We start from the raw sequence: 26434 nt of genomic DNA on the forward strand, positions 1-26434 counted from the left end.
TGCTGGTTAAATGCTTGGTGCCATTTTTTTGTTTGTGATTGCCGGTTTAGCTGAAATTGGCGGCGGATATCTCGTATGGCTTTGGCTGCGTGAATCCAAACCGTTTACATATGGAATAGCAGGAAGTTTAATTTTAATTGCATATGGTGTGATACCGACAATGCAGAATTTCCCGACTTTCGGAAGAGTCTATGCATCTTATGGCGGGGTGTTCATCATACTGGCAGTATTTTGGGGATGGCTGGTAGATAAGAAGACACCAGACTTATATGACTGGCTGGGCGCTGGGATTTGTCTAATTGGAGTATCTGTCATGCTCTGGGCACCAAGAAGTTAGAAATTTAGGATGATATATCCTGCGAACAAAAGATACATTCAAAAAATATTTGAAGAATGGGCATAAACATATAAGGATGATTAGAGGAATGCTTCCGGACCGCGTTTTCGGTTATCAAAAAGCCTGAAAGAAGCGAGCAACATGTTTGCATCACGATCTGCTGCTGCGCATAATACACGTATTCAATTCGGGGAATACTTGTGATGAAACTGAGGACGATCCTCTCATCCAAACAGTGGATGAAATGCTCCGTAAAACGGGTTTTTATAACATAAGATGAAAAAACATATCCTTTTCATTGGGCATTCTCTGTACAAAAGTAGATAATATAGGAAAAAGTTTGAAAGTAGGTTTTTGTCGATGGAACTAAAAGGAATTCACCACGTCTCTGCGTTGACGGCTAAAGCGCCTGAGAATTTTAAGTTTTATACAGAAGTGATGGGGCTCAGGCTGATCAAGAAAACCGTAAATCAGGATGATACGAGTGTTTATCATCTGTTTTATGGTGATGAAAAAGGAAATCCGGGAACGGAGCTCACCTTTTTTGAGATTCCGATGGCCGGCCGCAACCATGACGGCAACAACTCTATCTCCGCAATTTCACTTCGTGTAAAAAACGATGCAGCGCTTAGCTATTGGGAGAAACGTTTAAAGGAGCACAGTCTTGAAACGGAAGAAATCAAAGACCGTGCAGGAAGAAAGACACTTGCTTTTCGTGATATTGAAGGCCAGCGCCTCATCTTGGTTTCTGATGAAAACAATAAAGGTGTCGCAGGCGGAAAACCTTGGATCAAGAGCACAACTCCAGAAGATGTGGCGATTATAGGTCTCGGTCCGGTACGATTAACTGTTCCAGCGGCTGAACCAACTATTCAGGTATTAATTGAGCTTTTAGGGTTCCGCCAAAAAGGGACATATACAGCAGAAGTTTCAGGTCAGCCTGATATTATCGTGCTGGAAACAGGCGAGGGTGGATCTGGTGCAGAAATTCATATTGAAGAACGAACGGATTTACCACAAGAACGTTTAGGACGCGGAGGAGTGCATCACGTCGCATTTCGTGTAGACAATGAAGAAGAACTTCGTGAATGGATAGAAACAGTGAGAAATTCACGGTTTCCCAACTCTGGTTTCGTGGATCGTTTCTACTTTAAATCTTTATATTTCCGTGAACCGAATCGGATTCTTTTTGAGCTTGCGACTGATGGACCAGGCTTTGATACAGACGAAGAATTGGAACATCTGGGAGAATCACTTGCTTTGCCGCCATTCCTGGAGCCGCAGCGTGAAGAGATCGAAGCAAGGCTGAAACCGCTTGATACAAAAGCATAAATAAAAATTAAACGTGTGAATCAAAACGATTCACGCGTTTTTTTATTATGATATTTGTAATAAAAAAGACAAATTGGGAAAAAGTAAAAAACGCTAGGTATGACTTTAGATAATGTTATGGAGGTTTCTTAAATGTTTCTAAAATGGTTTACTGGATTGCTATTAATTGCACAACCCGTCAATCAGCCTGACACCTTAACAGTGAACCAGCAAGGGAAGACAATTGCTGAGGTGAATCGTTTACAGTTTACAGTTCCGGTTCCTGGTTTTCCTTTAGTGGATGATACAAAATTCCTTCAGTTTGTCGAACAGCTGGATAGACTATCCTATAAAGCACCCATTAATGCCAAGATTAATGATCATGGGGGAATTCTCCCTGGAGAAGTAGGATACAGATTGAATAAAGCTTTGTTTAAAGAAAACTTTTATACGTATTTTTTTGGAAAGGGATCCTCTAAGATCGATGTTCCAGAAGTTAATATATATCCAAAAGTGGATACAGAACTTTTAGCGCATATTAAAACGCAGCAGATCGGACAATACATAACCTATTTTAATTCGAACAACAAGAGCCGATCAAACAACATTGAACTTGCTTCAAAAGCTTTAGACAGCCATGTCGTTTTCCCGGGCGAAACCTTTTCTTTTAATCAGGTTGTTGGAATTCGAACAATAGCAAAGGGATATATGCGTGCACCAATTATCGTGAGGGGCGAACTTTCTGAAGGAGTTGGCGGAGGGATATGCCAAGTGTCTTCCACGTTATTTAACGCTGTTGACAGGGCAGGTCTGAAAATCGTTCAGCGCTATTCTCACAGTAAGCGTGTTCCATACGTACCTTCTGGCAGAGATGCCACAGTAAGCTGGTATGGTCCAGACTTTCAATTTAGGAATCAATATAATCAGCCGATTTTAATTCGAGCCAAACGATATGGAGGAAGTATGATGGTGAAGCTGTATTCCTCTGATGTTATCAATATGAAAACGAAAAAAGTTCCAAATGCTCCAACTAACTTGCCTGAAGAAATTCATATCGAGCAGAATGTGCATCTTTCTAACCCTTCGAGATAATATAAATGTAAAATTATTGATAAGCAGAAAGAGTTTAGGGAGATGAAAATTGTGCAAACGCTCAAAAAATTAAGCGAACGATTTTGGTATCAGACACCTGTTTCTGAAACAGACCGTCCTATACTGGGTGCAGTTGTTGGAAACGATCTGACATTGATGATCGACGCAGGCAACTCCGAAGACCATGCTACTTATTTTTTGGAGGAATTGAGTAAAAACGGTATACCGAGACCGAGCCTTGCCGTTATTACTCATTGGCATTGGGATCATATTTTTGGATTATCAGCTTTAGACTTTCCATCGATCTCATCCAAAGAAACGAAGACAAAAATGAAAGAATTAATTCCATTTGACTGGACGGATGAGGCACTGAACGACCGGGTAAAAAAGGGGATAGAAATCGAATTTTGCGCTGCGGCGATCAAGCAAGAATTTCAGGAACACCGCGATATTCATATTAAGCTGCCGACCGTAACCTTTGACAAAAAAGTGGAGATTGATCTTGGTGGTGTAACGTGTATCCTGCTGCAGGTAGGGGGAGATCATTCTTCGGATTCGATTGTAGTCTACATAAAAGAAGAGAAGCCTTTATTTTTGTCAGATTGTATATATGCAAATATGTACGCTCCGAAAAATAACTATACCGTACTTAACACACTTAGACTGCTGGATATTTTAGATACGTTTGATGCTGAAACATACATTCTTTCCCATTGGAAGCCTGTCACGAAAAAAGAGTATCAGCAAGAGGTAAATACGTTAAGAAGTATCGCAAAACTTACAGAAAAATTTAAAGGGAAAAAGCAAGCGATTACAGAAGCCTATATTGAACAGATTAGCCGGGAACTGAATGAAGATGAACTGGAAACGATTGAGTTTTTCGTAAATGGATATATGTTGAATCAACAAGATTAGGAGAATAAAATGATACAAGAATTTAAGCTTCCAATTAAAAGGAGAGGATAAATATGCGGAAAATCGGATTACAGCTATACTCCATACATTCAGATGCAGAAAAGGACATGCTGGGCACTTTGGAAAAAGTGAAAGACATGGGCTATGACAGTGTTCAGTTCGCTGGTCTTTTTGGTGTTGCGGCGAAGGAAGTGAAAAAGGTGCTGGATTCAACAGGTTTAACCGTTGCAGGAGCGCACATTCCGTTAGACCGTTTTTCAGGAGAAGCCTTTAAACGTCATATGGAAGAACAGATGGTGTTAGGGAATGACTTGATGATCATGCCCTATTTAACTGAAGAACAGCGGAAGTCGATCGATGACTATAAACGAGTTGCTGAAACGCTGAACGAAGCAGGCTTTAGAGGCAAAGAATATGGTTTGCGAATGGCTTATCACAATCATGACTTTGAGTTTTATGAGTTAGATGGAAAGATTCCTTTTGATGTGATCTACCAAGAAACGGATTCTGAGCTTGTAAAAATGGAGCTGGATACATTTTGGGCGAAGTTTGCAGATTTTGAACCAGAAGACCTTTTAAACAAATACAAATATCGATGTGTATCTCTTCACTTAAAGGACATGACAACAAAAGACAATAATAAGGTAAGCACGATTGCAGGCTCAGGTATGTTAGACATGAGAGGATTTTTGCGACTTGCTGATGAACAAAAAGTAGATTATTGCGTCGTTGAACAAGAACATTTTGAAGGGAATCCGCTTGCAGAAGTTGAAAAAGGAGTGCAGAATATCAAGGCACTTTTATAAGGAGTTCTACCTAATGGCAGAAATACAGATCGTCCCGTTTAAAGTAGAGCATTTCACAGCTATTCAGGAACTGAACAAAAAAGAAGGCTGGACACAGCTCGTTGAGAGGAATGAAGCAACGTTTGAAGCCTGGAAAAACTCAAACGTTGCTTACATTGTAATGAAAGATGAAAGTGTAGCCGGGTATATCCGAGGGCTGACGGACGGCAATGTTACGGTTTATATTTGTGAAATGCTGATTTCAAAAGACCTCAGAGGAAAAGGTGCAGGAGGAAAGCTTTTAAAGTTTGTGCATAGTCAGTATCCCCGCACGAGAATGGAAATGCTCGCATCAAGTACATCACATACTTTTTATAAGTCTCAGAACTTCAGACCTTTCTATGGTTTCCGTAAAACGTTTGAAGAATAAAAAATTCAGGAGGCATTGTCAATGAGTGAAAAAGTAACCAGTATTGCTCCGATTCAAAGTCATATTAATAATGTTTTTGTTCATGTTTCAGATCTGAAAAAATCAGTAGAGTGGTATGCAGAACTCCTGGGAGTCACGATTGATTTGGACACGGTTCAGTCTCCTGTTCATAACATTCCGGTAACAGGACAGACAGGGTTATCGCTCGATGATCATACGTTTGACCCGTCTTTCCATCGCAATCCAGGATCCGGGCCGATATTTAACTTATATGCACCAGACATTGATGCAGCTTACGCCGACATCAAAGAAAAGAACATTAACTTTATCCGGGAGATCGAGTGGCATGGAGAAGTTGCCTGGTTCAATGTGGAAGACCCAGATGGAAATATCATTATGATCTGTAATTGCTAAAAAGTACAGGGGGTACTCATGAAAGAAACACTGACTATACTTCACACGAATGATTTGCACGGTCACTATGACCTTGCTTTGAGACAGTCTGCTTATATTAAAAAAAGAAAACAGGTATTATTGAGTCAAAATGAGAACGTAATCGTTGTGGATGGCGGCGATCATATGGATATGAGCATGAACGAATGCCTTGCCACTGATGGATATATTCACCTGGACATGTTGGCAGCAACGGGCTACGACGTCATGTCTGTAGGGAATAACGAGCTGCTGCGTCTGCCAAAGGAAAAAATCAGGCAGTTAAGTTCGGATTCAAAAGTTCCATGGCTTTTGCTGAATTTAGAAGAAGCTGATGGCTCACAAATCGGCGGAACAAAAAAAACGATGATGCTTGAAGTTGGAGAACATCTAAAGATCGGCATGTTTGGCGCGACCGATCAGTTTGAAGATGTATATGAAAGAAAGCATGGTTTCAGAAACAGGGATACGCTGGCGGAAATTAAAAAAGCTGCGGCTGAACTAAAGGGAGAAGGAGCAAACCTAGTTCTATTCCTCTCCCATATGGGGCATGATGCGGATCAGGAGCTGGCACGCAGCCTGTCAGGGTTAGTGGATGTTATTATTGGAGCACATACACATACAGTCGTAAATAAGCCAGTAGTTGTGTCGGATGTAATCATCGTTCAAGCAGGCTGCTACGGTCAGTATGTAGGTGAGCTAACGATCACAGTTGATCTTGAGAAGAAAGCAGTGATCAGCCATCATGGAAGATTAATTGAGATGGATTCGAATGATGAGGCTGATCTAGAATTGGAAGATGTTTTGAAAAAAGGAAGATTGCAAGCTCAACAGTTTTTAGGAGAGGTCCTTTTTGAATCAGAGGATAACATATCACATGAACAGCTTGTAAAGATGACTGCCGATAGTTTAAAAGAGTATTGGGGATCTGAAATAGGAATCATGTACGGCGGCGGAATAACGGGCGGCCTAAGCAGGGGAAAGATAACGAAGGGCACCATACTGGATGTATGTAAAAGCATGCACACTCCAATCATCATGGAGCTGACGGGCAAGCAGCTTTCGGGTCTCATTGCAGAAACATATAATGACGATATAACGAACAAACCTGTTTACGGAGGCGGTTTTCGTCCCCATGGAATTTCTATTGGAAAGCTTCAGTTTTCAGGAGTGAGCTGGAGTCGGGCAGCTGAAAATGTGACTGATATTTATGTGAATGGAGAGGCTATTGATTTTACAAAAGTATATCGAGCAGGGACTGGAGCTCCGCTTTTATATGAAGATGTATGCGGTTATCCGAGTGTGGAAGGCAGCAAACTGATTGAACTTGGTAAAAATATTATGATTAAAGATGTGCTCATGAATGATTTGAAAAAACGATATGAAGCTACAACGGTTTAAAAATTGAGAAGATTTATTTATATTTATACTTGAAGTTATTACTTTATAAACATAGAGATGCAAGCTAACTCATAAAGGAACATTCCTAAAGGGTTAGCTTTTATCATTGTGTTAATTACATAATTTACCTTTTGTGTTAATGTGAGAGTAGAATGATTGGGGAGGGATTACTTTTGAGCGAATTAAATATCGAGAGTGTAAAACAAGAATTCGAGAATCTTGTAAACGTGCAAATTGGTTCCGTAGAAGAGTTAAAATCATTTTTATCTGATCAAAAGAAGCAGTACGAAAAAGTTGAAGAAAAAATGATCAAGACTTATATCGCATTTCAATGCCAAAGTGATGATGAAGAAAACAAAAAGAAATATGAATTTGAGCAGCAGCATATCAAACCCATGGTCAAAAAGTATCAATCTATTCTTGATGAAAAATTGCTCCAATCACCTTTCCTTGGCCACTTGCCAGATAGTGAATATGGTGAGTTTAAAAAGAAGCTTCGCGTCCAGTTTGCTCTTTTTCAAGAAGCAAATGTAGAGATTGAAAAACAGGAAGACTTACTCGTTAATCAATATTTTGAGACAACCGGCAGTTTTTCAGCGGACTGGGAAGGTAAAGAGGTAACAATTAGCGATCTTTATGTCCATGCGAAAGACTCGAATCGTGATACGAGGAAAAAAGCTTGGGAAGCGATTTTTTCACCTCTTTTAAAAGAAGAAGAAAAACTGCAAAAAATCTTGGATGAATTGATTCAACTGCGTGTTAAAAAGGCAGAGAATGCAGGCCTTCCAAGTTATACAGACTATATGTTTAAGAAATACAGCCGTTTTGATTACACGCCCGAGGATTGCAATCAGCTTGCCGAGTCTATTCGGGAACATGTCGTACCTTTGACTCTCCAATTGGAAAAGGAGCATAAAAATGAACTGAACGTTGATATTTATAGACCGTGGGATATGGCAGCAGAAGCCGGCAGCAGAAAGCCATTAAAGCCTGTAGACTCTGATGAAGAATTGATTGTAAAATCTGCAAAAGTGCTTGGTGAACTTCATCCGGCGTTTGGATCTCTCGTACATGAGATGAATGAAAAAGGACTTTTGGATTTAAAGAGCCGAAAAGGCAAAACACAAGGCGGTTTTTGTGAATCCCTGCCTGAAACAGGACTGTCTTTTATCTTTATGAACCTTTCTAACACAGACGGCGATTTAATAACTTTCATGCATGAAATGGGTCATGGCATTCATGACTTGATGAAAAGGGATCAAGAGCTGTATGCGTATAAACAGATTCCTATGGAGTCAGCCGAACTGGCCAGTATGAGCATGGAATTATTTACAGTGGACCGCTGGAATGAGTTTTATAAGAAGGAAGAGGAGCTTAAGCGCGCAAAAAAGGAACATTTAAAAGCGGCAGTGATGCTTCTGCCTTATATCATGGTCGTTGATCAATTCCAGCATTGGCTTTACAAAAATCCGAACCACTCTTGGGAAGAACGAAATAAAAAGTTTGGAGAGCTAAAAGACCGTTACGATGCCTCGATTATCAATTGGGAAAGCTATGAAGAATGGAAAGAGAAAAACTGGATGAACATCCTTCATATCTATGAGCTGCCTTTTTATTTTATTGAATATGCAATCGCTCAGCTGGGCGCGCTGCAAATGTATAAATTATATAAAGAGAACCCTGAAGAAACAATTGAAAAATATAGGGATGCTCTAAAGCTCGGCAGTTCGAAATCACTTCCAGAAGTATATGAGACAGCAGGGGTTAAGTTCGATTTTTCATCAAAGACGATTTCTGAACTCATGGAATTTGTAGCGAAGGAATTGGACATGCTAACCGTTTAAGTTAAACGGAAAATAAAATTAATAAATAATTAATGAATGTAAATATTTAAAAGGGATTTAGTATTCTAAGTAGAACTATATGAATAAGGTGCCATAAATTCTTGTCAAAACCGGTTGGTGAGATAATCGTCTTTAGCTGTACCCACACACCTGATCCGATATTGAGCTGGACTAATTCAAGTAAGCCTTGTACAACGGGATTCTTAATCAGAGAGAATGAAATAATAGTTTAGGATTTATTTTTCCTTCATAAGGGAAAAAGAAAGTTAGATTGCATATTTCATAAGGCTAGTATTCGTTGATCAAGAGGTGATGGGTATGAGAAAACCGGATGACGAGAAGATCTGGAACACAGGTACATCGGATTTTGAAGAGGGCGATAAAATAACCTTTCACAATACCGAAAAAGGTGTTGAGAAAACCTATATTGTCAAAAGTGTAAAAGAGAACGGTGATATAGAGCTTGTTTATTCAGCAAATAAACAGCAGACACCCATGCAGTGATGATAACTAATTTAAAGAAAACATAAACAGCTCACATCATAGTGGGCTGTTTTTACTTTTAAGTCCATCATTTAATATAAACAACAAGGAATAATTCAATACCAGCATTTGGAATGATAAATATTGGGTGTTTAAGATACCTGTGTATGGGATACATATGAGAAAGCAATACAAATTGAGAGGAAGTATAAATATGGAAAATAAACCATTGATCGGACTAACAAGTACGGTTATGTCAATAAATACAATTGAAACACAACATGAGAATGTGGATACAATCGTAGTTTATAATAAATTTGCGGAAACTGTAAGAGATGCTGGCGGAGTTCCTATCGTCATTCCAATGGGAAAACCTGAGGCAGCAGAATACTATACGAAATTGTGCGACGGGATTATTTTTACAGGCGGTGAGGATATCAGTTCCATTACATATGGAGAAGAACCTCATCCTAAGGTGAAGAAAGTAAATAAGCAACGCGACGATTTTGAAATTGAATTAGTAAAGAAGGCGCGTGAGCATGATAGAGCTATTTTAGCGATGTGCCGTGGTTACCATTTGTTAAATGTAAGTTATGGCGGTTCAATCGTTCAGGACGTTGAAAGTGAATTCTCAGATAGCATCAACCATTTTCAAAGCTCAGCAACTCGAACTGAACCGTCTCATACGGTAACGATTGAAGAAAACAGCAAACTTTATAAAATTGTAGGAGAAAAGGAAGTAGCAGTAAACAGCTTCCATCACCAGGCGATCGGTGAAGTTGGAAAAGGATTACGCGTTGCAGCAAGAGCAGCAGACGGGGTAATTGAAGCGCTAGAGCTTGAGGACGAGAATGCTACATTCTTGCTTGGGACACAGTGGCACCCAGAAGAACTCAGACATGAAAACAAAAACATGATGGCAATTATTACAACATTTATTGAAGCCGCAAGTAAAACAAAAAATTAGTTTTTACAGAAACCTCCAATTTTTGGAGGTTTTTTGCTACGATAAAAGAAAAAGGGGTAGTGAAGAATGTGAGAGATCTGCTAGTTTTAATGATGGCTTTTACGGGTGTTTGGATTATGATCCGTATAATTGCCTTTGTGTCGAGGAGAAAATTTTCACTGAAAAGAGAAATAATTGTTGCAGCTATACCGTTTGCTTCAATTTTTATTTATTTTGTGACACTGTTTCCTTTTCCTTTTTTTAATCCCTATCAACTTGTTGAAACTGGATTAGAAAGATCCCATAATCTAATACCATTTATCGGATTTGCTGCTTTTAAAGGTATTGTTAAAATTTCTCAGAAAGAAACTTTTTCATTTCCCAAGCGTAAGATGGGATAGAACTAATTGAGGAGGTCGTCTCATGAATGTATCGAGACTGTTGAAATGGGTAACTGGTGGAATTGAAGCCTTTCTTGGTATTCCATTTTTAGGAGGAGCTATTATTTTAGGTTCTGCATGGGCTCCGCTTCAGTTTATGTTTGTTCTTCATTTAATCACATTGATTATTTGTGTTGTACAAAAAGAAAGATTTTATGGCAGCGTTCTTGGATTGATTACTTCAGTGGTTGGGTATATTCCAATTCTGGGTATGATCATGCACATTATTACGGCACTTGTATTAATTGTTGATGGTGCAAGAGGCAGCAGGAAAAAGAAAAATGAAGATGTGATTAACGTGAAGTAAAAGATTAAAGCGATATACGCGATAAAAACTGGAAGGAAACAGCAGTTTATAGAGGCGGGCGAAAAATTCTATGGGATGGAAACTCTATGAATTTTTTGATCGTATGGTTCCAGTTGGTGGGGTTCCTACGCAGCAGACCATTTTTTCAAAGCCTGAATAAAATAAATGATTTGTTGAACCTCGAACATGAAGAATGTTTGAGGTTTTTATAGTTGTGGGGTATTTTGGAAGAAAAGGGCTTTGTTGTTTGTCGAAAAGCCTATAAATGATAATGTACGGCCTATAAATCTTTTTTACGGCTTATAAATTTCAATTTAGGGCCTATAAATTAAATTTCATCTTTATTAATACCTATGGGTGTATAAAATCGAAGCAGGAGGATTCTCTAAAATGAAAGATCACCTTGTATTTGTTTATGGTACTCTTCGAAAAGGAGAGAAATATGCTTATTATTTACATCATGCTGAGTGTATAGAGCCAAATTGCTCCGTTAAAGGGCAGCTTTATGATACGGGCTGGGGTTATCCTGCTTTGTTAGAAGAAATGGGGAAGATTCCGGTAAAAGGAGAGCTTTATAAGGTCACATCAGAACAGCTAAAAGAACTAGATAAGCTAGAAGATTATGAAGAGAACGGTGCAAATAATTTATATGAGCGAGTAGTGGTTAAAGTTTCAACAGAAAGTGGAGAACAAGAAGCGATTGTTTACATTATGAAAGTAAAACGAGAGCATTTTAATAAAATTGAAAGCAATGACTGGATTTCATACAGCAAATAAACAAAACAAAAAAGAGGTCGCCATGAATCATGGTGAACCTCTTTAATTTATTAAAGTAGAATCAAGCTTCTCTATTTAGAAATGATAGTGCTGATACAATGAACGGCAGACTCGAGCTCTGAAAACTTCTCGAGGGAGTTTGTTTCAATCTGGATAACCTCGAACGTCTTATCGTTATTGGAGTACTTTACAGAAAAAACGGCGTTATTGTTTTCACTGAAGGTATGCGTAATATTAGATTCAATATATTGTTTGTTCTGCAAATTTAAAAGTACGGTTTTCACATCTTGTTGGTTCATGATACATCGTCCCCTTTCTATTATGGGGGATCAGCTAAGAACCCAAATAATAAAATAATTTCCTTCCTTAATATTTATGCTAACATAATAAAATTGGAAAGTACAGGTAACTCAAGACCTATTCCTGGTCGTATCACTGGGTTTTTATCGTCAATATGGCCTCTACTTCGACATTACCTTTCAATGCTCTTGAAATCATGCACGAATGCTCGGCTTTTATGGCGAGTTTTTGAAGAAGTGTCGAAATGTTTTTTGGCACGTCATGCTTGATAGTGACGATTGGTCGATGAATAATCTTTTTGTACGTAATTACTCCGTTTGTTACATCGACAATTCCTTCTGATTCCATCGTTAAATCTATTTTTTTGATCTTGCTGCGTTCCATTATGGCAGCAAAGGTAATGATATAACATGTTGCAGCTGCCCCGAGTAGCATTTCATCAGGATTTGTTCCGATTCCTGGGCCATCCATTTCAGGCGGGATCGAAACAATTGTTTTAAGATTTTTTGTTTCTATCGACCCCGTATCATTCCGTCCACCAGGCCAATGTGCTTTTAAATGAAAAACATGTTGCGCCATCTGGTATTTCACCTCTTTTTGTCTTATTTCTAGTGTAAAGGATATATCGATCTTCGTCACATTTCCTGTTTATAGAGAAATAATTTGACGGAAATTTCAGGTTTTTTAGGGAGGAAAATGAAATGCCTAGTTTATTTATTGCGAAAATCAGAAAACACCCTATACAAAAACTCAAAATCGAAACGGGAAATAAATTGTTGGGGGTCAGTCCCTCATGTATACTTAATATACTTAAGTTTAATCGAATACATAAGGGAGTTATTGAGGTTAGGAGATGGCAAGATGGTACATAAAGAAAGCAATCTAAAATTGGTTGTAGCGGGTTTATTGCTTGGCATATTAATGGCTGCCATGGACAATACGATCGTCGCGACTGCGATGGGGACAATTGTTGCAGACCTTGGGGGTTTTGATAAATTTGTTTGGGTAACAGGATCATATATGGTTGCTGTTATGGCAGGAATGCCGATCTACGGCAAGCTTTCAGACATGTATGGAAGAAAGCGGTTCTTTATCTTTGGACTTGTGGTATTCCTCCTGGGCTCTATGCTTTGCGGACTTGCTCAAAGTATGGAGCAGCTTATCGCATTCCGTGCTATACAAGGAATTGGCGGCGGAGCCCTTATGCCAATCGCATTCACCATTGTGTTTGATATCTTTCCACCCGAGAAAAGAGGGAAGATGACGGGTCTTCTTGGAGCTGTGTTTGGAACGTCGAGTGTTCTTGGCCCTTTACTTGGGGCATTTATTACGGATGCCATCAGCTGGCACTGGGTGTTTTATATTAATGTTCCAATTGGAGCTGCATCTTTTTATCTGATCTTCCGCTATTATAAAGAAACATTGGAACATCGCGAACAAAAGATTGACTGGTGGGGGGCATTCACTCTTGTGATTGCCGTTGTAAGTTTAATGTTCGCCTTAGAACTTGGCGGAAAGACGTACGCATGGGATTCAACACCGATCGTCGCGCTGTTCACTATTTTCACAGTATTTTTTATCGTTTTCTTCGCCGTTGAACAAAAAGCAACTGAACCAATCATTTCATTCTGGATGTTTAAAAGGCGTCTTTTTGCCACATCTCAGATTCTAGGCTTTTTGTATGGCGGTACATTTATTATATTAGCAGTCTTTATTCCGATTTTTGTACAAGCAGTCTATGGAGGTTCTGCAACAAGCGCTGGGATGATTCTGACTCCGATGATGCTGGGATCTGTAGCGGGAAGTATGGTGGGTGGTATCTTCCAGACCAAGACAACCTTCCGAAATCTTATGATTATTTCTGTCATAGCATATTTTACAGGCATGTACTTGCTTAGCGGCATGACACCAGATACCACACGTATGATGCTTACTTTATTTATGATACTCGTTGGTTTTGGGATGGGCTTCTCTTTTTCATTGCTCCCGACTGCAACCATCAACGGTATGGAATTTCGGTATCGTGGGTCAGCCAACTCAACAAACGCATTTCTCCGTTCTTTAGGGATGACGATAGGGGTTACGATTTTCGGAGCTCTTCAGAATCGGGTTTTTTATGAAAAATTAAGTGAAAACCTGCAAGGTCAGGGTGAAACGGCAAAAGGAACACTCAACATTATTGATCCTCAAAAGGTGTTCCAACCAGATGAACGTTCGAAAATACCAGCAGATATCCTTGAAGGAATCACTGCGTCAATGTCAGATTCCATCACAACTGTCTTTACTTATGCATTGATTCCAATCGCTATTTCAGCAGTTGTAATCCTGTTTATGGGGAATGAACGAGTGGCAGTATCTAAGAAAGCAAATTCCAAACCTGAATAATAGAGAAAAAAGAGCTTGGAGTACTCCAGGCTCTTTTGCCATTTAAACAAATTGAGGTAGGTGTTATTCTTTTTGGGAATCAGTTAAATTACGATATCCATTGCGAGGATAAGCGCCCATCTACACATTATGTTGTTTGCATTATCATTTAAAAAAAAAGTTCAGTTTCCTTTTGTTCAACATATCATTATTCCTTTTTATGGTAAAATATAAAAAGGTATTAGATGAAGAAAAGAGGGAAACACATGTATTCTAACTTTGGGGATGAACTGCGCAGAATTCGGATTACATTAATCGCTATAGCCATTATCCTTGTAATTATTCCTGGTAGAAGCAGCACTGTTACGGTTGATCATAATTATGATGATATGTCTGTAAGCGGAAATACGTATCACAAAAACTTAGTACCTTTAGGAAATGGTTATTTTGGACTGTACACTGGGGATAGGGAGTTAAAGGATGACAATCAAATGAAAGTCTATTTTTATGATGAAAAAGAAAACAAAATGGTGCTGAAAAGGGAAGTGAACCTGGATACTGTAGAGTTGGGTGTTGAATAACAAAAAAATGCTTAAGAACATGTTCTCAAGCATTTTTAGTTTAAAAATAAAACACAATAAACAATCCTGCGACAAGACAATATAAGGCAAAGTAACCAAGATTACCACGTTTCATGATTCCCATGAACCATTTAAGTGAGAAGTAGGAAAAAATTAGAGATGCAATAAAAGCACCTGCATAAGGCAGAAACATTTCACTAAAATTACCTGCTCCTGCAATATCTCCGATTGACATAATAAACGTACCTAAACTTACCGGAATGTATAAGAAGAAAGAGAATCGAAGCGCTGTATCTTGCTTCATACCCAGAGCCATACAAGCAACGATTGTAGCCCCAGAACGGCTGATTCCGGGAATCAACGCAACAGCTTGTGCAAACCCAACTATAACAGCATCTTTAAAAGTAAGCCTTTTATCACCTTTATAACCTTTTAAGTTTCGGATCAAAAATAGTGCAACGGCAGTCGCAAGCAACGCAAAACCAACTTGTTGAAGGCCTTTTAAATAATTTCCGATCATCTCTTCAAAAAGGATACCAAGAACTGCAACTGGAATTGTCGCAATCACCAGGTAAACGGAGAACATAAAGTCTGATTTGTATTCTTCTTTCCGAGTTGAAATATAAGCGAAAGTATTTTTTATAAGATGAAATAAATCTTCTTTATAAACCAGAAGCACAGCTAATAGGGAAGCGAAGTTAACAAGCACCTCAAAGTTCAAGTCTTTTACATCTATCCCCATAAAATATTGAACAATTACTAAGTGTCCGCTGGAGGAGACAGGAATAGGTTCTGTAAATCCTTGTACCATCCCTAAGAAAATGTAAATCAATAATTCTTTTAAATCCATATGTAAATTCACCTTTCGATCATAGAAATCAACGTAAATATAACATTTTAAAAAAAGAAAATAAAATATGACCTCTTTGTTTTAATAAAAATATTTGCTGAAAGATATGGGGAATCGTTTTTTCAGTTATTTCTTGTATTTTATGATATACTTTTCTAAATTGATAAAATTTATAAAACCTAGGAGGTGACAACTTATATTCCAGAAACATTGGGGTATAAGGAGTCTTTTTGGACAGTTTGACCTTATTGAAATTATTTGCAGTAGCTCTATTAATTCTACTAACAGCTTTTTTTGTTGCAGCAGAGTTTGCGATCGTAAAGATCCGAAAATCCCGGATCGATCAGCTAGCCGAAGAAGGAAACAAACGTGCGATTGCCGCCCAAAAGGTCATTGAGAACCTGGATGGGTCACTATCAGCGTGTCAGCTAGGGATTACAATCACAGCTTTAGGACTTGGCTGGTTGGGTGAACCAACGGTAGAAGCTATACTCGGTCCAGTATTTGAAAGCATGGAATTAAGCACGGCAGTTATTCATACACTGTCATTTGCTATTGCCTTTTCATCTATTACTTTTTTACATGTGGTTCTTGGTGAACTAGCACCAAAAACTGTAGCGATCCAAAAAGCTGAGTCTATCAGCTTGATGCTATCACCTGCTTTGATTGGTTTCTACAGAGTCATGTATCCATTCATTTGGTTCTTAAACGGAAGTGCACAGCTTCTAGTGAGAATGTTTGGGTTGAAGCCCGCCTCTGAACATGACATGGCACACACTGAAGAAGAGCTTCGCTTAATTTTAAGTGAGAGCTACAAAAGTGGTGAAATCAACAAATCTGAATTCAGTTATGTAGAAAAAGTATTTGAATTTGACGACAGAACTGCAAAAGAGATTATGGTCCCTCGTACAGAGATGGTTTGTATGTATCTTGATAACACTATGCAGGAAAACATCGATATCATTGCTGAAGAGAAATATACACGTTACCCAGTTGTGGGTGAAGATAAAGATAATGTGCTGGGTATGGTGAATGCGAAAGAAGTTTTCTTTGATCTGATTAAAGGAAAGGAATTTCCTCTTGATCATTATATTCGACCAACACTTAGCGTTTTTGAAAATACACCAATAAAAGAAACATTGTTGAAACTCCAGAAAAAAGGCTTTCACATGGCTGTTCTCGTTGATGAGTATGGGGGGACAGCAGGTATTGTTACAATTGAAGACATTTTGGAAGAGCTTGTCGGTGAAATAAGGGATGAGTTCGACGAAGATGAATCACCAATGATTCAAGCTATAAGTCCAAATGTAAAACATTTTGATGGAAAAGTGCTGATATCAGAAGTTAATGATATTTACGGACTCGAAATAGATGATAGTGAACTTGATACGATTGGCGGATGGGTGCTATCCCAGAATTCGGAGATTCAGGAGCAGCAAGTAATCATATATGAAGGCTATGATTTCAAAGTGATTGAAATCGATGGTCATCAAGTTAAGAAAATTGAAATCTCTAAAAGGGAAGTAGATCATGAAGGTGATGCTTCAGTTGAAGATTCTGAACACACTCTAATTGAAAAAGAAGCTTAAGCTAAACAAGATCAGTCAGAATTGGCTGGTCTTTTTTGTTTACAAATTTTCGAGACGGGTACGATTGTATAAAAGGAGGAGATATACGATGAAATCTGTTACCGTACAGCTTGAATTTGATGAAAGTATACTGCATGAAGGCCGAGAAGTAGAATCAAAACTGAACGAACAGCTATATGGCACGGGGTTCAAAGTAATATCTGTTAAACATAATTCATCCAGCAGTGAACGAAAGAACCCGCCAATTAAAGATGATAAAGATTCTTCTGGTGCAGGTGGGCAAACTTCACCTGATAATGAGAAACCACCAAATACGAATTAGAAGACGGGAATATCCCGTCTTTATTCTTATCTCATCTAAAATAATACAAAATAACACAACTAATTTCCCAGGAAATCGACTTAAATTGACAGAATTTATCGACAAATTTATTAAGTGGTATTATTGTTTATTAAAAAACGTTAATAATAAATACATCATGCTTGAAAAAATGAGAAGGGGTTGATAGGAATGAAGAGTTCCCCGCGGTACCGGTTTTTTCGAGTGATATCAGGAGGTGATTTAATCAATTTTGATATCTATCAATATCCTCACATTACTACTGTTATCATTAGCATGCTCTATTACCAGCAAGAGCACATCTTGATGATCTCTCATACGAATTCAGACAGAAAAACTGCTATAAAGACGGCAAATCACTCCTTTCAGCAAAGTAAAATTCTTTATGAAAAGAAGATTAATCCTCCTCCAGTCTTAAAATAATTATCCCCATTCTATTAATAATTCAAATTTGTAAAAATTTGCAACTTTAAGAATGATAAAGCAAAAATTTTCTTTCTTTATAAAAGAACATGAGTTTATAATTTATTTAATGAAAAAAACGTCTCTTGGAACAGACGTTTTGTGATGGAGGGTGGATATGAGAATTCCGGATGGTCATCCAATAGCAGCCGATATATTTATCAGTCAAATTAAGAGATATGTTAAAAAGTTTGAGCATTCTGAGACTCCTTTTCTAATCCAGGAAGACCATAAGTGGATTTATGTTAATCCGGCAGCGAGAAAGATTCTTGAAGCGGAAGAAGACATCATCGGTAAACCAATCTGGGACAACATCCCATCAGAAATTCATGGTTTAGTCGAAGAAAGAATTCAGTCTTGCAACGACGGCATTGCACCGGTGCCTAGCGAACAGACCTGGATTACTCAAAAAGGAAACCGTATTATCTTAGAAGTGATTGGATTCCCGCTCATGTTTTCATCTAATGCTACACAAATTATTATCCGGGATATCACGAAACAAAAGCTTGAGAAAAAAGAAACGATCAATCATTTGAAGCTTATTACCGAAAATATGATCGATATCATCGGGCTGGTAAATGATAGAGGAGTATTTACTTATCTGACTCCTTCTTATGAATGGGTTACCGGCCACTCTCAGGCGCAAGCGATTGGAACAACACCATTTACATTGGTTCATCCTGATGACCAGACTTATGTCATTTATGAATTTATGAAAATGATTAAAGAACAAATTCCTTTAACCGTTGTATACCGATATATGAAAAGGGATGGCTCCTATATCTGGCTCGAGTCACAGGGAACACCTGTAAATGAAGAAAACTCGATTCGTTATGCAGTAGTTGCATCTCGGGATATCACAAAGCGCAAAGAAGCAGAGTTTGCTTTGAAGAAAAGTGAATACACACACCGTATTATCCTCGAACATAGCAATGACCTTATTTGTTTAGTAGATCCTGAAGGGAAATATTTATTTGCCTCTCTTTCTTATCAAGATATTTTAGGAGTTAATCCGCAAACATTGCTTGGGCAAGATGCTTTTAAGTTTATTCATAATGATGATCATGATTCTGTACAACAATATATACAACACCTTTCTGTTGCCGAAAACACCGAGCTGCTGGTCTACCGTAAAATACATGCTTTAGGTCATAGTGTTCTGCTTGAAGGAAAAGGGATGCCTCTGCTATCGGAAAACGGGAAAATTGAAGGCTTAGTTTTTATTTCAAGAGATATAACAGAAAAGAAAAAAGCAGAGGAGTTTATGCGTAACAGTGAAAAACTCGCTGTATTAGGAGAGCTTGCTGCAGGTGTAGCACATGAGATTCGCAATCCACTGACATCTATCAAAGGACTATTCAGTTTATTAAAAAACAGTGAGATTGAAAAAGAGAAACAGAACTTTTATCACGAAGTCATATATGAAGAACTGAACCGGATTGAACATATCGTAAATGAATTTATGGCTTTGGCAAAACCAGATGCTCTGCAATATGAGAAAGAGGTTAACTTAGTTCAGCTTCTGCAAGATACGGTCATGCTGCTTTCAACAGAAGCTAACCTGTATAATGTTGAAATCCGCCTGTTATTTAAAGAAAAGGATTTGTTTGTTTCGTGTGAAAAAAATCAAATAAAACAAGTGTTTATTAACATTTTTAAAAATGCAATTGAAGCGATGAGTAATGGCGGAATTTTTACGGTAGGTATTGAAGAAGAGAAAGATGGAACAGTTAAGCTGATTTTTTCTGATACTGGGATCGGTATTGAAGAAGAACGCTTGAAAAGCATTGGTGTTCCATTTTTTACGAATAAAGAAAAAGGCATCGGACTCGGTCTAACCATTAGTAATAAAATCATTACTGATCATCAAGGAAGCTTAAAAGTAGAAAGCATCCCTGGACAGGGAACGACTGTAGCGGTAACCCTTAAGAAGAGTATAAATAATAAAAAGCTGGTGTAACCAATCATTTTGGTTAGTCAGCTTTTATGTTTTTATATAGCATTTATTCCGCATGCATGTACCAATCTGCTTTCTTCACTCGATTCTGCAGAAAATTCTTTATCTATCCTTTTAAGGTTTACAGTAAGATCTGCGAAATACTTTTCATCAAAGTTTTCAGTTTCATAGAGTTTATGTAAGTTACACCTCACAGTTATTTTATACACCGTCAAACAATCTCCAGATGCCTCTTCCAAGCACCTTGATCAAGCCCACTAGCAACTCTGGAACAAAAAAGAATACATCACACACAAAATCAAACCACGTGTAAGGCTTATGCTGCTCTTTTCGTTTTTTTCTTCGCTTGAAAGCCATCTTTGGCCGCCTTTCCTTTGTAAGGTTTATAACTAATTATACCAATTACTGATAGATTATTTCTCTAGCTTTTATACTTTGTTTAAAGGAATTATTAATTAAAATAAGCCAAAAGTGGTGTTGCGTTTCTGTGAGCAAACGTAATTTCATGGAGATTAATTATTTTTTATATGTGGACCTATAATAGGCGTAATCAAAAGGACCCAGCATTCTCTTATCTCATATTTTTTACGATTTACATTGGAAATAGTTTCTTAACAAACAGTCTTTATAATGGGTGGTGTTTAAAAATTCATTTTGAAAGGGGAACCATCATGAAAGATGAAAGACCAATGGACGAATGGATTAAAAAATTATCTGAAGACACATTTGAAAAGAAGAAACTGGACCGCCGGAAGTTTTTGGCAGGTGCCGGAAAAATTGCTGGACTATCTTTAGGACTGTCGATTGCTCAATCGATCGGAGCATTTGAAGTAAATGCAGCTCCCCGTTTTGGCAGTTATCCTTTTACACTAGGCGTTGCATCTGGTGATCCTTTATCAGATAGTGTAGTGCTATGGACAAGGCTGGCACCAGATCCGCTTAATGGCGGAGGGATGCCGAATCAGGCTGTCCCTGTTAAATGGGAGTTGGCAACAGATGAGGATTTCAAAAAGGTTATCAAACACGGAACAGAACTAGCACATCCAAACTTAGCCCATTCCGTTCATGTGGAAGTAGAAGGATTACAACCGAATAAAATCTACTACTATCGTTTTAAAAGCGGGAATGAAAACAGTCCGATAGGAAAAACGAAGACACTTCCTAATAAGGGGGCAGACGTTTCGAGCATGACCTTTGCATTTGCTTCCTGCCAGCAGTACGAACATGGATATTATACGGCATATCAGCACATGGCAGACGAGGACCTCGATCTTGTCATTCACCTCGGTGATTATATTTATGAATATGGTCCAAACGAATATGTATCTCCTTCCGGAAATGTTCGTGTACACAGCGGGCCGGAAATCATGACATTAGAAGATTACCGTAACCGCCATGCGCAATACCGTTCGGACGCTGACCTAAAAGCCGCACATGCAGCTTTCCCTTGGGTGGTAACTTGGGATGACCATGAAGTGGAAAACAACTATGCGAACATGATTCCTGAAAAAGGCCAGTCCGTTGAAGCTTTCGTAAAACGCCGTGCCGCTGCTTATCAAGCTTATTACGAGCACATGCCTCTACGCCGATCTTCTCTACCGCATGGAGCAGATATGCTGTTATACCGTGATTTTACCTATGGAAATCTGGCAACATTCAATGTCATGGATACCAGGCAATATCGTGACGACCAGGCGAATGGTGACGGAAGCAAACCTCCATCAGAGGAGTCGATGGATCCGAACCGAACGCTGACTGGGCAAGAACAGGAAGACTGGCTGCTTCGCAATCTGGAAAAATCAAAAACACACTGGAACGTTCTCGCGCAGCAAGTGTTCTTTGCACAGCGCAACTATGGGACAAGTACTGCACCTCGCTACAGCATGGATTCCTGGGATGGTTATCCGGCATCACGTCAGCGCATCACGGATTATGTCCAATCTGAGGATTTGAATAATATCATCGTCTTAACCGGGGATGTTCATGCTAGCTGGGCATGCGATTTAAAAGCGAACTATGATGACCCGGCTTCAAAAGTGATCGGAGCAGAATTCGTTGGAACTTCCATTACTTCTGGAGGAAATGGTGCGGACAAGCGTGCAGATACAGATAAAATTTTAGGATTAAATCCGCACATCAAATTCTTTAACGATTATCGCGGATATGTGCGTTGTACAGTAACACCAGAAGAGTGGCGCACAGACTATCGTGTATTGCCTTTTGTGACATCTCCTGGAGCTCCTATCTCAACGCGTGCATCCTTTGTCTATCAAAAGGATCAAACAGGCTTGAAGCAAGTTTCTTCAAACATCCTTCCAGCAGGTGTAAAGATTTCACCAGAAGTAGAAGAAGACCGCAACCGGGCACATGGAAAAGCGCATGAGAAGCAGATGAAGAAGAACTTACAAATTATCCGATAGTTTTAAGAAAGTTGACTCAAATGGAATAATCATGAGTCAACTTTTTTTGATTGTTGGTTGGCAAGTTTCATCTAGAGTGGAGTTCGTGTTTAGGAAGAATCCTTATCCCTTTATTTTTATCTTTCAAAAAATAAAGGATTAAAAAGTTGATACTTAACAACATTTGAATTATAATTATCTGAATATTCAATATAATATAAAATGAAAATGTTATTTTGAAATTATTAAACCTTTCCCCATCGTTTTGTAAAAAGAACTTAAGGTTTTAAGTTAATTAAGAACTTTGATTAAAAATAAAGGGAGGTTTTTTTATGTATCAATTAAAAGAAAAAGAAAGGATATTCATTTATACAGGACCGGATGGCTCGGGACGAAAAACGCTCGCAAAGATGGTTGCAACTGCCTTCGATATGGAAACGGTTATCTCTTATACCACACGACCTCAACGACATTATGAAACCAACGGTGAAGACTACCACTTTGTTAATGATGAAACCTTCCAAAAAATGCTTCAACAACAAGAATTTCTTGAAAGTGTAGAAATTGATGGATATTATTATGGAATTCGCGAGATAGATATAGTAGAGACGTTTAAAGAACATACTTTTGTATATTTTGCTATGAATCCGGAAGGTGCTGAAAAGTTGAAACAGATGTATGGCGATCTTGTGATTCGCATTTTTATCTACGCTAATCGTGATACTGTCATCAAAAGGCAACAAGAACGACAAGATGATGAAGCAGACATACGACGCCATATGGCCCACTATGAGGACATAATGAAATATAAAAATAGATGTGAACATGCCTTTGAAAATTATGATTTACCACAAGTTTCTTTTCAAATAAGTGAAGTGATTGAATCATACTTAGGCAGGGACTATATTGTATCAGAGTATTAAAATAACTCGTTTTGTTTACTTCCATTAAGGATAAAAGAAATAACTGTAGAAAAATGAGTTCACTTTTAAATCTAAAAGTGAACTTTATTCTTAAGAATTGAAAACCCTAGGCTAGGCCTAGGGTTCCAAAAAGCTTACAGCGAGGTATTAAAAAAAACTCTTCCGAGATGCTAAAATAATTTTGGTTCGCCAACCAATATTCCAGCATCGGAGGAGTTTTCATTGTCAAAAGACATAAATAGTTTAGCACACACAAAATGGAATTGTAAGTATCATATCGTATTCGCACCTAAGTAAAGAAGACAAGTGATATATGGAAAGATTAAGAAAGACATTGGAGAAATATAACGGACACTGTGTGAGAGAAAAGGTGTAGAAATCATTGAAGCTACAGTGTGTCGAGATCATGTACATATGTTAGTGAGCATACCACCGAAACTAAGTGTATCTGCATTTGTTTAATGATTTTTAATCGGCACGCCAACCTAAAATATCGATATGGGAACCGAAAATTTTGGTGTACCTGTTACGTAGATACAGTAGGCAGAAACAAAAAAGTGATAGAAGAATATATTCGAAATCAAATTCAAGATGATGTAGTCGCAGAACAAATAAGCATGATGGAATATATTGATCCATTCACAGGCGAAGAGGTAAAGAAAAAACAACGGAAGTAACCAGGAGGCCTTTGAGGTCTGGCCCGTAGAAGTAGTGCACCTGGCGAACCCTTCCGAGGCCCTTTAGGGCATGGCCAGTAACAAAGGCTTCCAGCCGCAGAGAAAACCACCCGTTCTCACGGGTGGTTTTTATTTTCTTTATACTAAACAATGTCATCATTAACTCTTTGTTAGTTTATTTTACGATTAAAATACATGAAAGGAAAATCCCTGCTTTTAAGATTGGAAGACATTGGCGAGTGAAAAAGTCAGATCTTGGAGAATTTATAGAATAACTTAAAAAAGGAGAACGTATCTAAACGCGTTCTCCTTTTGCATTTCCTTTTATTTTTTATCCTTCATAGCAGCTTTCAACGCATCAGCTAAACTGTTTCCAAAGCCTTCATCCTCTTTGTTGTTGGCACTGTATTTTTTCATTAGCTGGCGTTCTTCACGTTTGGTGACTTTCTTTTTCATTTCATCCGCTTTTTCAACCACGTTGCAAGGCTTGCACTGAAAGTACGTGCCTGCTTTTCCATTGTGTAATTCCATCTTTTTCTTACACTGCGGGCAGCGGCGGTTAGAAAGCTTCGGATCTTTACGACGGCGGTAAGAGCATTCACGGTCCGAACATACGAGCACTTTGCCATCACGGCCTTTGACTTCTTTTAACAGCTTTCCGCAATCAGGACACTTAGAACCGGTTAAGTTGTGTGCACGATATTCCTGAGAGCTTGTTTTGATTTCCAACACAAGCTGCTTCGTTTGCTTGCGAATGTTCTCTAAGAACTCTTTAGGGTTTCCTTTTCCACGTGCGATCGCTTCAAGTTCCTGTTCCCATTTAGCCGTAAGTTCAGGAGACTTTAACTCATCATTAACTAAATCGATCAGCTGTTTTCCCTTTGGTGTGGGGTGCAGTTTGTTGTTTTTTCGATCCAGAACTTCTGATCCAAGCAAACGCTCTATTATATCTGCCCGTGTTGCCGGAGTTCCCAAGCTGTATTTTTCCATTCGAGAAAGAAGATCGGCTTCTGTAAAACGGGCAGGTGGTTCTGTCAGCTTTTTCTCCAGGTTTACGTCTTTAACCGATAGTGTTTGACCTTCTTTTAAGCTGGCTAATGCTCTCGGACTTTCTTCTTCTTTTCCAGATAACACTTTAAAACCGGGATCAATTACTAATGTTTCACGTGCAACAAATGTATCGTTTCCAATTTTTAATGTGGCTGTTAATGTCTCTGATTTGTAAGCTGGATAGAAAAGAGCTAAGAATCTTCGTGCGATCAGATCATACAATTTACGTTCGTCGTTGTCGAGATCACCGAGATGCAGCGGTTCATCTGTCGGAATGATCGCATGGTGATCAGTAACTTTTGTGTCGTTAAACACTTTTTTCGCAACCACTTTTCCTTTTTGCTTCAAAAGAGGCTGCACTTCGTCACGATATCCAGCAGACATCCCTTGGAGGCGGTCATACATGGTATTCTCCATATCCATCGTCAAATAACGTGAATCTGTTCGTGGGTACGTAACAAGCTTGTATTGTTCATAAAGTTTCTGCAGTACGGAAGATGTCTTCTTAGCCGAGAAACCAAAACGGCGGTTCGCATCACGCTGCAGTTCAGTAAGGTCATAAGGCATTGGGTGAGCTTCTGTTTTTTCTTTCTTTTGCAGAGACTCGACTGTTGCAGTCTGACCCTTCACTTTATTCATTATCTCATTTGCCTTTCGCTCGTCAAAAAGCCGTTTTTCCCCGTTTTGTTCCCAGGAAGCTTTCAATAATCCGACGTTTGCATCAATTGTCCAATAGTCTTTTGGCTGAAACGAATTGATCTCTTGTTCTCGCTCTAAAATCATAGCAAGAGTTGGGGTTTGTACACGTCCGGCTGAAAGCGGATCATTGTATTTAGTAGTAAGAGCTCGCGTTACGTTAAGCCCGATCAGCCAATCTGCTTCAGATCGGCAGACCGCGGATTGATACAAGTTGTCATATTGCTTAGCGGGCTTTAACTGGTTGAATCCATCACGAATCGCTTTATCTGTCTGCGATGATATCCAAAGGCGCTTTACGGGTTTTTGCCATCTCACTTTTTCCATGATCCAGCGGGCAACTAGCTCCCCTTCACGCCCTGCATCGGTTGCGATAACGAGTTCACTTAAATCTTTCCTTTTAGTAAGCTGTTCAATAGCGCGGAATTGATGACTAACCTGCCGGATCACCTTCAGCCCCATATATTTAGGTATGATTGGCAAGTCTTCTAAGCGCCACTGCTTATATTGCTTATCATAGTCTTCTGGCATTTTTAACTCTACAAGGTGGCCGAGCGCCCATGTCACAATGTGCTTCGGACCTTCGATAAAGCTTTTATTTTGTTGCTTACAGCCTAGTACACGGGCAAGATCACGTGCCACGCTCGGCTTTTCAGCAAGAATCAGTTGTTTCATAACGTACCCCTTTCGGCAATCTACTTTAGTCATTATAACAGAGTATAAAAGAGGGAAGAAATGAGTGTAAT

At 38.7% G+C, this 26434-nt stretch carries 28 protein-coding genes and 1 pseudogene; 24 read left to right on the top strand and 5 right to left on the bottom strand.

Going from position 1 to position 26434, the window contains the following annotated elements; translation table 11 throughout:
* The first annotated feature begins 10 nt into the window (after nucleotides 1–10).
* From M3196_RS17060 to M3196_RS17125, 14 genes are all read left to right on the top strand, one after another.
* A complete protein-coding gene (locus tag M3196_RS17060; RefSeq protein ID WP_251323538.1) occupies nucleotides 11–337 on the top strand; it encodes a YnfA family protein in 327 nt (108 codons plus the stop codon).
* 360 nt (nucleotides 338–697) lie between these two features.
* Nucleotides 698–1669, top strand: a complete 972-nt coding sequence (locus M3196_RS17065) for a ring-cleaving dioxygenase (protein ID WP_251323539.1) — start codon at nucleotides 698–700, stop codon at nucleotides 1667–1669.
* Between the two features lie 132 nt (nucleotides 1670–1801).
* Nucleotides 1802–2740 (top strand): VanW family protein, encoded by a 939-nt coding sequence (locus M3196_RS17070; protein ID WP_251323540.1) that lies wholly within the window; start codon nucleotides 1802–1804, stop codon nucleotides 2738–2740.
* Nucleotides 2741–2791: 51 nt separating this feature from the next.
* Complete coding sequence (locus M3196_RS17075; RefSeq protein ID WP_251323541.1) at nucleotides 2792–3655, top strand: MBL fold metallo-hydrolase; 864 nt, start codon at nucleotides 2792–2794, stop codon at nucleotides 3653–3655.
* Nucleotides 3656–3708: 53 nt separating this feature from the next.
* Nucleotides 3709–4461 (top strand): sugar phosphate isomerase/epimerase family protein, encoded by a 753-nt coding sequence (locus tag M3196_RS17080; RefSeq protein ID WP_251323542.1) that lies wholly within the window; start codon nucleotides 3709–3711, stop codon nucleotides 4459–4461.
* A 13-nt stretch (nucleotides 4462–4474) separates the two neighbouring features.
* Entirely contained in the window at nucleotides 4475–4870 is a 396-nt protein-coding gene (locus M3196_RS17085; RefSeq protein WP_251323543.1) for a GNAT family N-acetyltransferase, read from the top strand.
* 21 nt (nucleotides 4871–4891) lie between these two features.
* A complete protein-coding gene (locus M3196_RS17090) occupies nucleotides 4892–5284 on the top strand; it encodes a VOC family protein (protein ID WP_251323544.1) in 393 nt (130 codons plus the stop codon).
* An 18-nt stretch (nucleotides 5285–5302) separates the two neighbouring features.
* Complete coding sequence (locus tag M3196_RS17095; protein WP_251323545.1) at nucleotides 5303–6703, top strand: bifunctional metallophosphatase/5'-nucleotidase; 1401 nt, start codon at nucleotides 5303–5305, stop codon at nucleotides 6701–6703.
* Between the two features lie 173 nt (nucleotides 6704–6876).
* On the top strand, nucleotides 6877–8547 hold the full coding sequence (locus M3196_RS17100; protein ID WP_251323546.1) for a M3 family oligoendopeptidase: 1671 nt from the start codon (nucleotides 6877–6879) through the stop codon (nucleotides 8545–8547).
* A 318-nt stretch (nucleotides 8548–8865) separates the two neighbouring features.
* Nucleotides 8866–9051: a hypothetical protein gene (locus tag M3196_RS17105; RefSeq protein WP_251323547.1), complete on the top strand. Its 186-nt coding sequence runs from the start codon at nucleotides 8866–8868 to the stop codon at nucleotides 9049–9051.
* A 193-nt stretch (nucleotides 9052–9244) separates the two neighbouring features.
* Entirely contained in the window at nucleotides 9245–9997 is a 753-nt protein-coding gene (locus tag M3196_RS17110) for a gamma-glutamyl-gamma-aminobutyrate hydrolase family protein (RefSeq protein WP_251323548.1), read from the top strand.
* A 116-nt stretch (nucleotides 9998–10113) separates the two neighbouring features.
* Nucleotides 10114–10377 carry a hypothetical protein gene (locus tag M3196_RS17115; RefSeq protein ID WP_251323549.1) on the top strand — a complete coding sequence of 88 codons (264 nt, stop codon included), beginning with the start codon at nucleotides 10114–10116 and terminating at the stop codon, nucleotides 10375–10377.
* A 22-nt stretch (nucleotides 10378–10399) separates the two neighbouring features.
* A complete protein-coding gene (locus M3196_RS17120; protein WP_251323550.1) occupies nucleotides 10400–10723 on the top strand; it encodes a hypothetical protein in 324 nt (107 codons plus the stop codon).
* A 390-nt stretch (nucleotides 10724–11113) separates the two neighbouring features.
* Nucleotides 11114–11500 carry a gamma-glutamylcyclotransferase family protein gene (locus tag M3196_RS17125; protein ID WP_251323551.1) on the top strand — a complete coding sequence of 129 codons (387 nt, stop codon included), beginning with the start codon at nucleotides 11114–11116 and terminating at the stop codon, nucleotides 11498–11500.
* Between the two features lie 71 nt (nucleotides 11501–11571).
* Here M3196_RS17125 and M3196_RS17130 read toward each other — a convergent pair whose 3' ends face one another.
* Together M3196_RS17130 and M3196_RS17135 are read right to left on the bottom strand one after the other, a co-directional pair.
* Nucleotides 11572–11799 (bottom strand): hypothetical protein, encoded by a 228-nt coding sequence (locus tag M3196_RS17130; protein ID WP_251323552.1) that lies wholly within the window; start codon nucleotides 11797–11799, stop codon nucleotides 11572–11574.
* A gap of 133 nt (nucleotides 11800–11932) precedes the next feature.
* Entirely contained in the window at nucleotides 11933–12379 is a 447-nt protein-coding gene (locus M3196_RS17135; protein ID WP_251323553.1) for an OsmC family protein, read from the bottom strand.
* A 282-nt stretch (nucleotides 12380–12661) separates the two neighbouring features.
* Between M3196_RS17135 and M3196_RS17140 the strand changes: the two genes are divergently transcribed.
* Together M3196_RS17140 and M3196_RS17145 are read left to right on the top strand one after the other, a co-directional pair.
* Nucleotides 12662–14185: an MDR family MFS transporter gene (locus M3196_RS17140; RefSeq protein ID WP_251323554.1), complete on the top strand. Its 1524-nt coding sequence runs from the start codon at nucleotides 12662–12664 to the stop codon at nucleotides 14183–14185.
* Between the two features lie 245 nt (nucleotides 14186–14430).
* On the top strand, nucleotides 14431–14745 hold the full coding sequence (locus tag M3196_RS17145) for a hypothetical protein (protein ID WP_251323555.1): 315 nt from the start codon (nucleotides 14431–14433) through the stop codon (nucleotides 14743–14745).
* A gap of 40 nt (nucleotides 14746–14785) precedes the next feature.
* Here the strand turns inward: M3196_RS17145 and M3196_RS17150 are convergent, their stop codons facing one another.
* Complete coding sequence (locus M3196_RS17150) at nucleotides 14786–15595, bottom strand: undecaprenyl-diphosphate phosphatase (RefSeq protein WP_251323556.1); 810 nt, start codon at nucleotides 15593–15595, stop codon at nucleotides 14786–14788.
* A gap of 239 nt (nucleotides 15596–15834) precedes the next feature.
* Between M3196_RS17150 and M3196_RS17155 the strand changes: the two genes are divergently transcribed.
* The 4 genes from M3196_RS17155 (at nucleotide 15835) to M3196_RS17170 (ending at nucleotide 19946) form a co-directional block, all read left to right on the top strand.
* Nucleotides 15835–17184, top strand: a complete 1350-nt coding sequence (locus tag M3196_RS17155; RefSeq protein ID WP_251323621.1) for a hemolysin family protein — start codon at nucleotides 15835–15837, stop codon at nucleotides 17182–17184.
* Nucleotides 17185–17272: 88 nt separating this feature from the next.
* On the top strand, nucleotides 17273–17506 hold the full coding sequence (locus M3196_RS17160) for a hypothetical protein (RefSeq protein WP_251323557.1): 234 nt from the start codon (nucleotides 17273–17275) through the stop codon (nucleotides 17504–17506).
* 189 nt (nucleotides 17507–17695) lie between these two features.
* Entirely contained in the window at nucleotides 17696–17947 is a 252-nt protein-coding gene (locus M3196_RS17165) for a hypothetical protein (RefSeq protein WP_251323558.1), read from the top strand.
* Between the two features lie 157 nt (nucleotides 17948–18104).
* Nucleotides 18105–19946, top strand: a complete 1842-nt coding sequence (locus M3196_RS17170; RefSeq protein ID WP_251323559.1) for a PAS domain S-box protein — start codon at nucleotides 18105–18107, stop codon at nucleotides 19944–19946.
* A gap of 198 nt (nucleotides 19947–20144) precedes the next feature.
* Here the strand turns inward: M3196_RS17170 and M3196_RS17175 are convergent, their stop codons facing one another.
* Nucleotides 20145–20300, bottom strand: coding sequence for a hypothetical protein (locus M3196_RS17175; protein WP_251323560.1), 156 nt, complete (start codon nucleotides 20298–20300; stop codon nucleotides 20145–20147).
* 314 nt (nucleotides 20301–20614) lie between these two features.
* Here M3196_RS17175 and M3196_RS17180 point away from each other — a divergent pair, with 314 nt between their 5' ends.
* From M3196_RS17180 to M3196_RS17195, 4 genes and pseudogenes are all read left to right on the top strand, one after another.
* Entirely contained in the window at nucleotides 20615–22363 is a 1749-nt protein-coding gene (locus tag M3196_RS17180; RefSeq protein ID WP_251323561.1) for an alkaline phosphatase D family protein, read from the top strand.
* A 311-nt stretch (nucleotides 22364–22674) separates the two neighbouring features.
* Nucleotides 22675–23265, top strand: a complete 591-nt coding sequence (locus M3196_RS17185) for a guanylate kinase (RefSeq protein ID WP_251323562.1) — start codon at nucleotides 22675–22677, stop codon at nucleotides 23263–23265.
* Between the two features lie 222 nt (nucleotides 23266–23487).
* A pseudogene (gene tnpA / locus M3196_RS17190) lies at nucleotides 23488–23942 on the top strand (IS200/IS605 family transposase).
* 122 nt (nucleotides 23943–24064) lie between these two features.
* Nucleotides 24065–24217: an excisionase family DNA-binding protein gene (locus M3196_RS17195; protein WP_251323563.1), complete on the top strand. Its 153-nt coding sequence runs from the start codon at nucleotides 24065–24067 to the stop codon at nucleotides 24215–24217.
* Nucleotides 24218–24266: 49 nt separating this feature from the next.
* On the opposite strand, the gene M3196_RS17200 is transcribed toward M3196_RS17195, so the two are convergent.
* A complete protein-coding gene (locus tag M3196_RS17200) occupies nucleotides 24267–26363 on the bottom strand; it encodes a DNA topoisomerase III (RefSeq protein WP_251323564.1) in 2097 nt (698 codons plus the stop codon).
* Between the last annotated feature and the right edge of the window lie 71 nt (nucleotides 26364–26434).

This window comes from Fictibacillus nanhaiensis, from assembly GCF_023715445.1.
Classification (GTDB): Bacteria; Bacillota; Bacilli; order Bacillales; family Fictibacillaceae; genus Fictibacillus; species Fictibacillus nanhaiensis_D.

Excerpts from the sequence above, each read along its gene's own strand:
- M3196_RS17060 (WP_251323538.1), top strand. The coding sequence starts at position 11 with ATGCTTGGTGCCATTTTTTTGTTTGTGATTGCCGGTTTAGCTGAAATT.
- M3196_RS17065 (WP_251323539.1), top strand. The coding sequence starts at position 698 with ATGGAACTAAAAGGAATTCACCACGTCTCTGCGTTGACGGCTAAAGCG.
- M3196_RS17070 (WP_251323540.1), top strand. The coding sequence starts at position 1,802 with ATGTTTCTAAAATGGTTTACTGGATTGCTATTAATTGCACAACCCGTC.
- M3196_RS17080 (WP_251323542.1), top strand. The coding sequence starts at position 3,709 with ATGCGGAAAATCGGATTACAGCTATACTCCATACATTCAGATGCAGAA.
- M3196_RS17085 (WP_251323543.1), top strand. The coding sequence starts at position 4,475 with ATGGCAGAAATACAGATCGTCCCGTTTAAAGTAGAGCATTTCACAGCT.
- M3196_RS17090 (WP_251323544.1), top strand. The coding sequence starts at position 4,892 with ATGAGTGAAAAAGTAACCAGTATTGCTCCGATTCAAAGTCATATTAAT.
- M3196_RS17095 (WP_251323545.1), top strand. The coding sequence starts at position 5,303 with ATGAAAGAAACACTGACTATACTTCACACGAATGATTTGCACGGTCAC.
- M3196_RS17105 (WP_251323547.1), top strand. The coding sequence starts at position 8,866 with ATGAGAAAACCGGATGACGAGAAGATCTGGAACACAGGTACATCGGAT.
- M3196_RS17110 (WP_251323548.1), top strand. The coding sequence starts at position 9,245 with ATGGAAAATAAACCATTGATCGGACTAACAAGTACGGTTATGTCAATA.
- M3196_RS17115 (WP_251323549.1), top strand. The coding sequence starts at position 10,114 with ATGATCCGTATAATTGCCTTTGTGTCGAGGAGAAAATTTTCACTGAAA.
- M3196_RS17120 (WP_251323550.1), top strand. The coding sequence starts at position 10,400 with ATGAATGTATCGAGACTGTTGAAATGGGTAACTGGTGGAATTGAAGCC.
- M3196_RS17125 (WP_251323551.1), top strand. The coding sequence starts at position 11,114 with ATGAAAGATCACCTTGTATTTGTTTATGGTACTCTTCGAAAAGGAGAG.
- M3196_RS17130 (WP_251323552.1), bottom strand. The coding sequence starts at position 11,799 with ATGAACCAACAAGATGTGAAAACCGTACTTTTAAATTTGCAGAACAAA.
- M3196_RS17135 (WP_251323553.1), bottom strand. The coding sequence starts at position 12,379 with ATGGCGCAACATGTTTTTCATTTAAAAGCACATTGGCCTGGTGGACGG.
- M3196_RS17140 (WP_251323554.1), top strand. The coding sequence starts at position 12,662 with ATGGTACATAAAGAAAGCAATCTAAAATTGGTTGTAGCGGGTTTATTG.
- M3196_RS17145 (WP_251323555.1), top strand. The coding sequence starts at position 14,431 with ATGTATTCTAACTTTGGGGATGAACTGCGCAGAATTCGGATTACATTA.
- M3196_RS17150 (WP_251323556.1), bottom strand. The coding sequence starts at position 15,595 with ATGGATTTAAAAGAATTATTGATTTACATTTTCTTAGGGATGGTACAA.
- M3196_RS17160 (WP_251323557.1), top strand. The coding sequence starts at position 17,273 with ATGAAATCTGTTACCGTACAGCTTGAATTTGATGAAAGTATACTGCAT.
- M3196_RS17165 (WP_251323558.1), top strand. The coding sequence starts at position 17,696 with ATGAAGAGTTCCCCGCGGTACCGGTTTTTTCGAGTGATATCAGGAGGT.
- M3196_RS17170 (WP_251323559.1), top strand. The coding sequence starts at position 18,105 with ATGAGAATTCCGGATGGTCATCCAATAGCAGCCGATATATTTATCAGT.
- M3196_RS17175 (WP_251323560.1), bottom strand. The coding sequence starts at position 20,300 with ATGGCTTTCAAGCGAAGAAAAAAACGAAAAGAGCAGCATAAGCCTTAC.
- M3196_RS17180 (WP_251323561.1), top strand. The coding sequence starts at position 20,615 with ATGAAAGATGAAAGACCAATGGACGAATGGATTAAAAAATTATCTGAA.
- M3196_RS17185 (WP_251323562.1), top strand. The coding sequence starts at position 22,675 with ATGTATCAATTAAAAGAAAAAGAAAGGATATTCATTTATACAGGACCG.
- M3196_RS17200 (WP_251323564.1), bottom strand. The coding sequence starts at position 26,363 with ATGAAACAACTGATTCTTGCTGAAAAGCCGAGCGTGGCACGTGATCTT.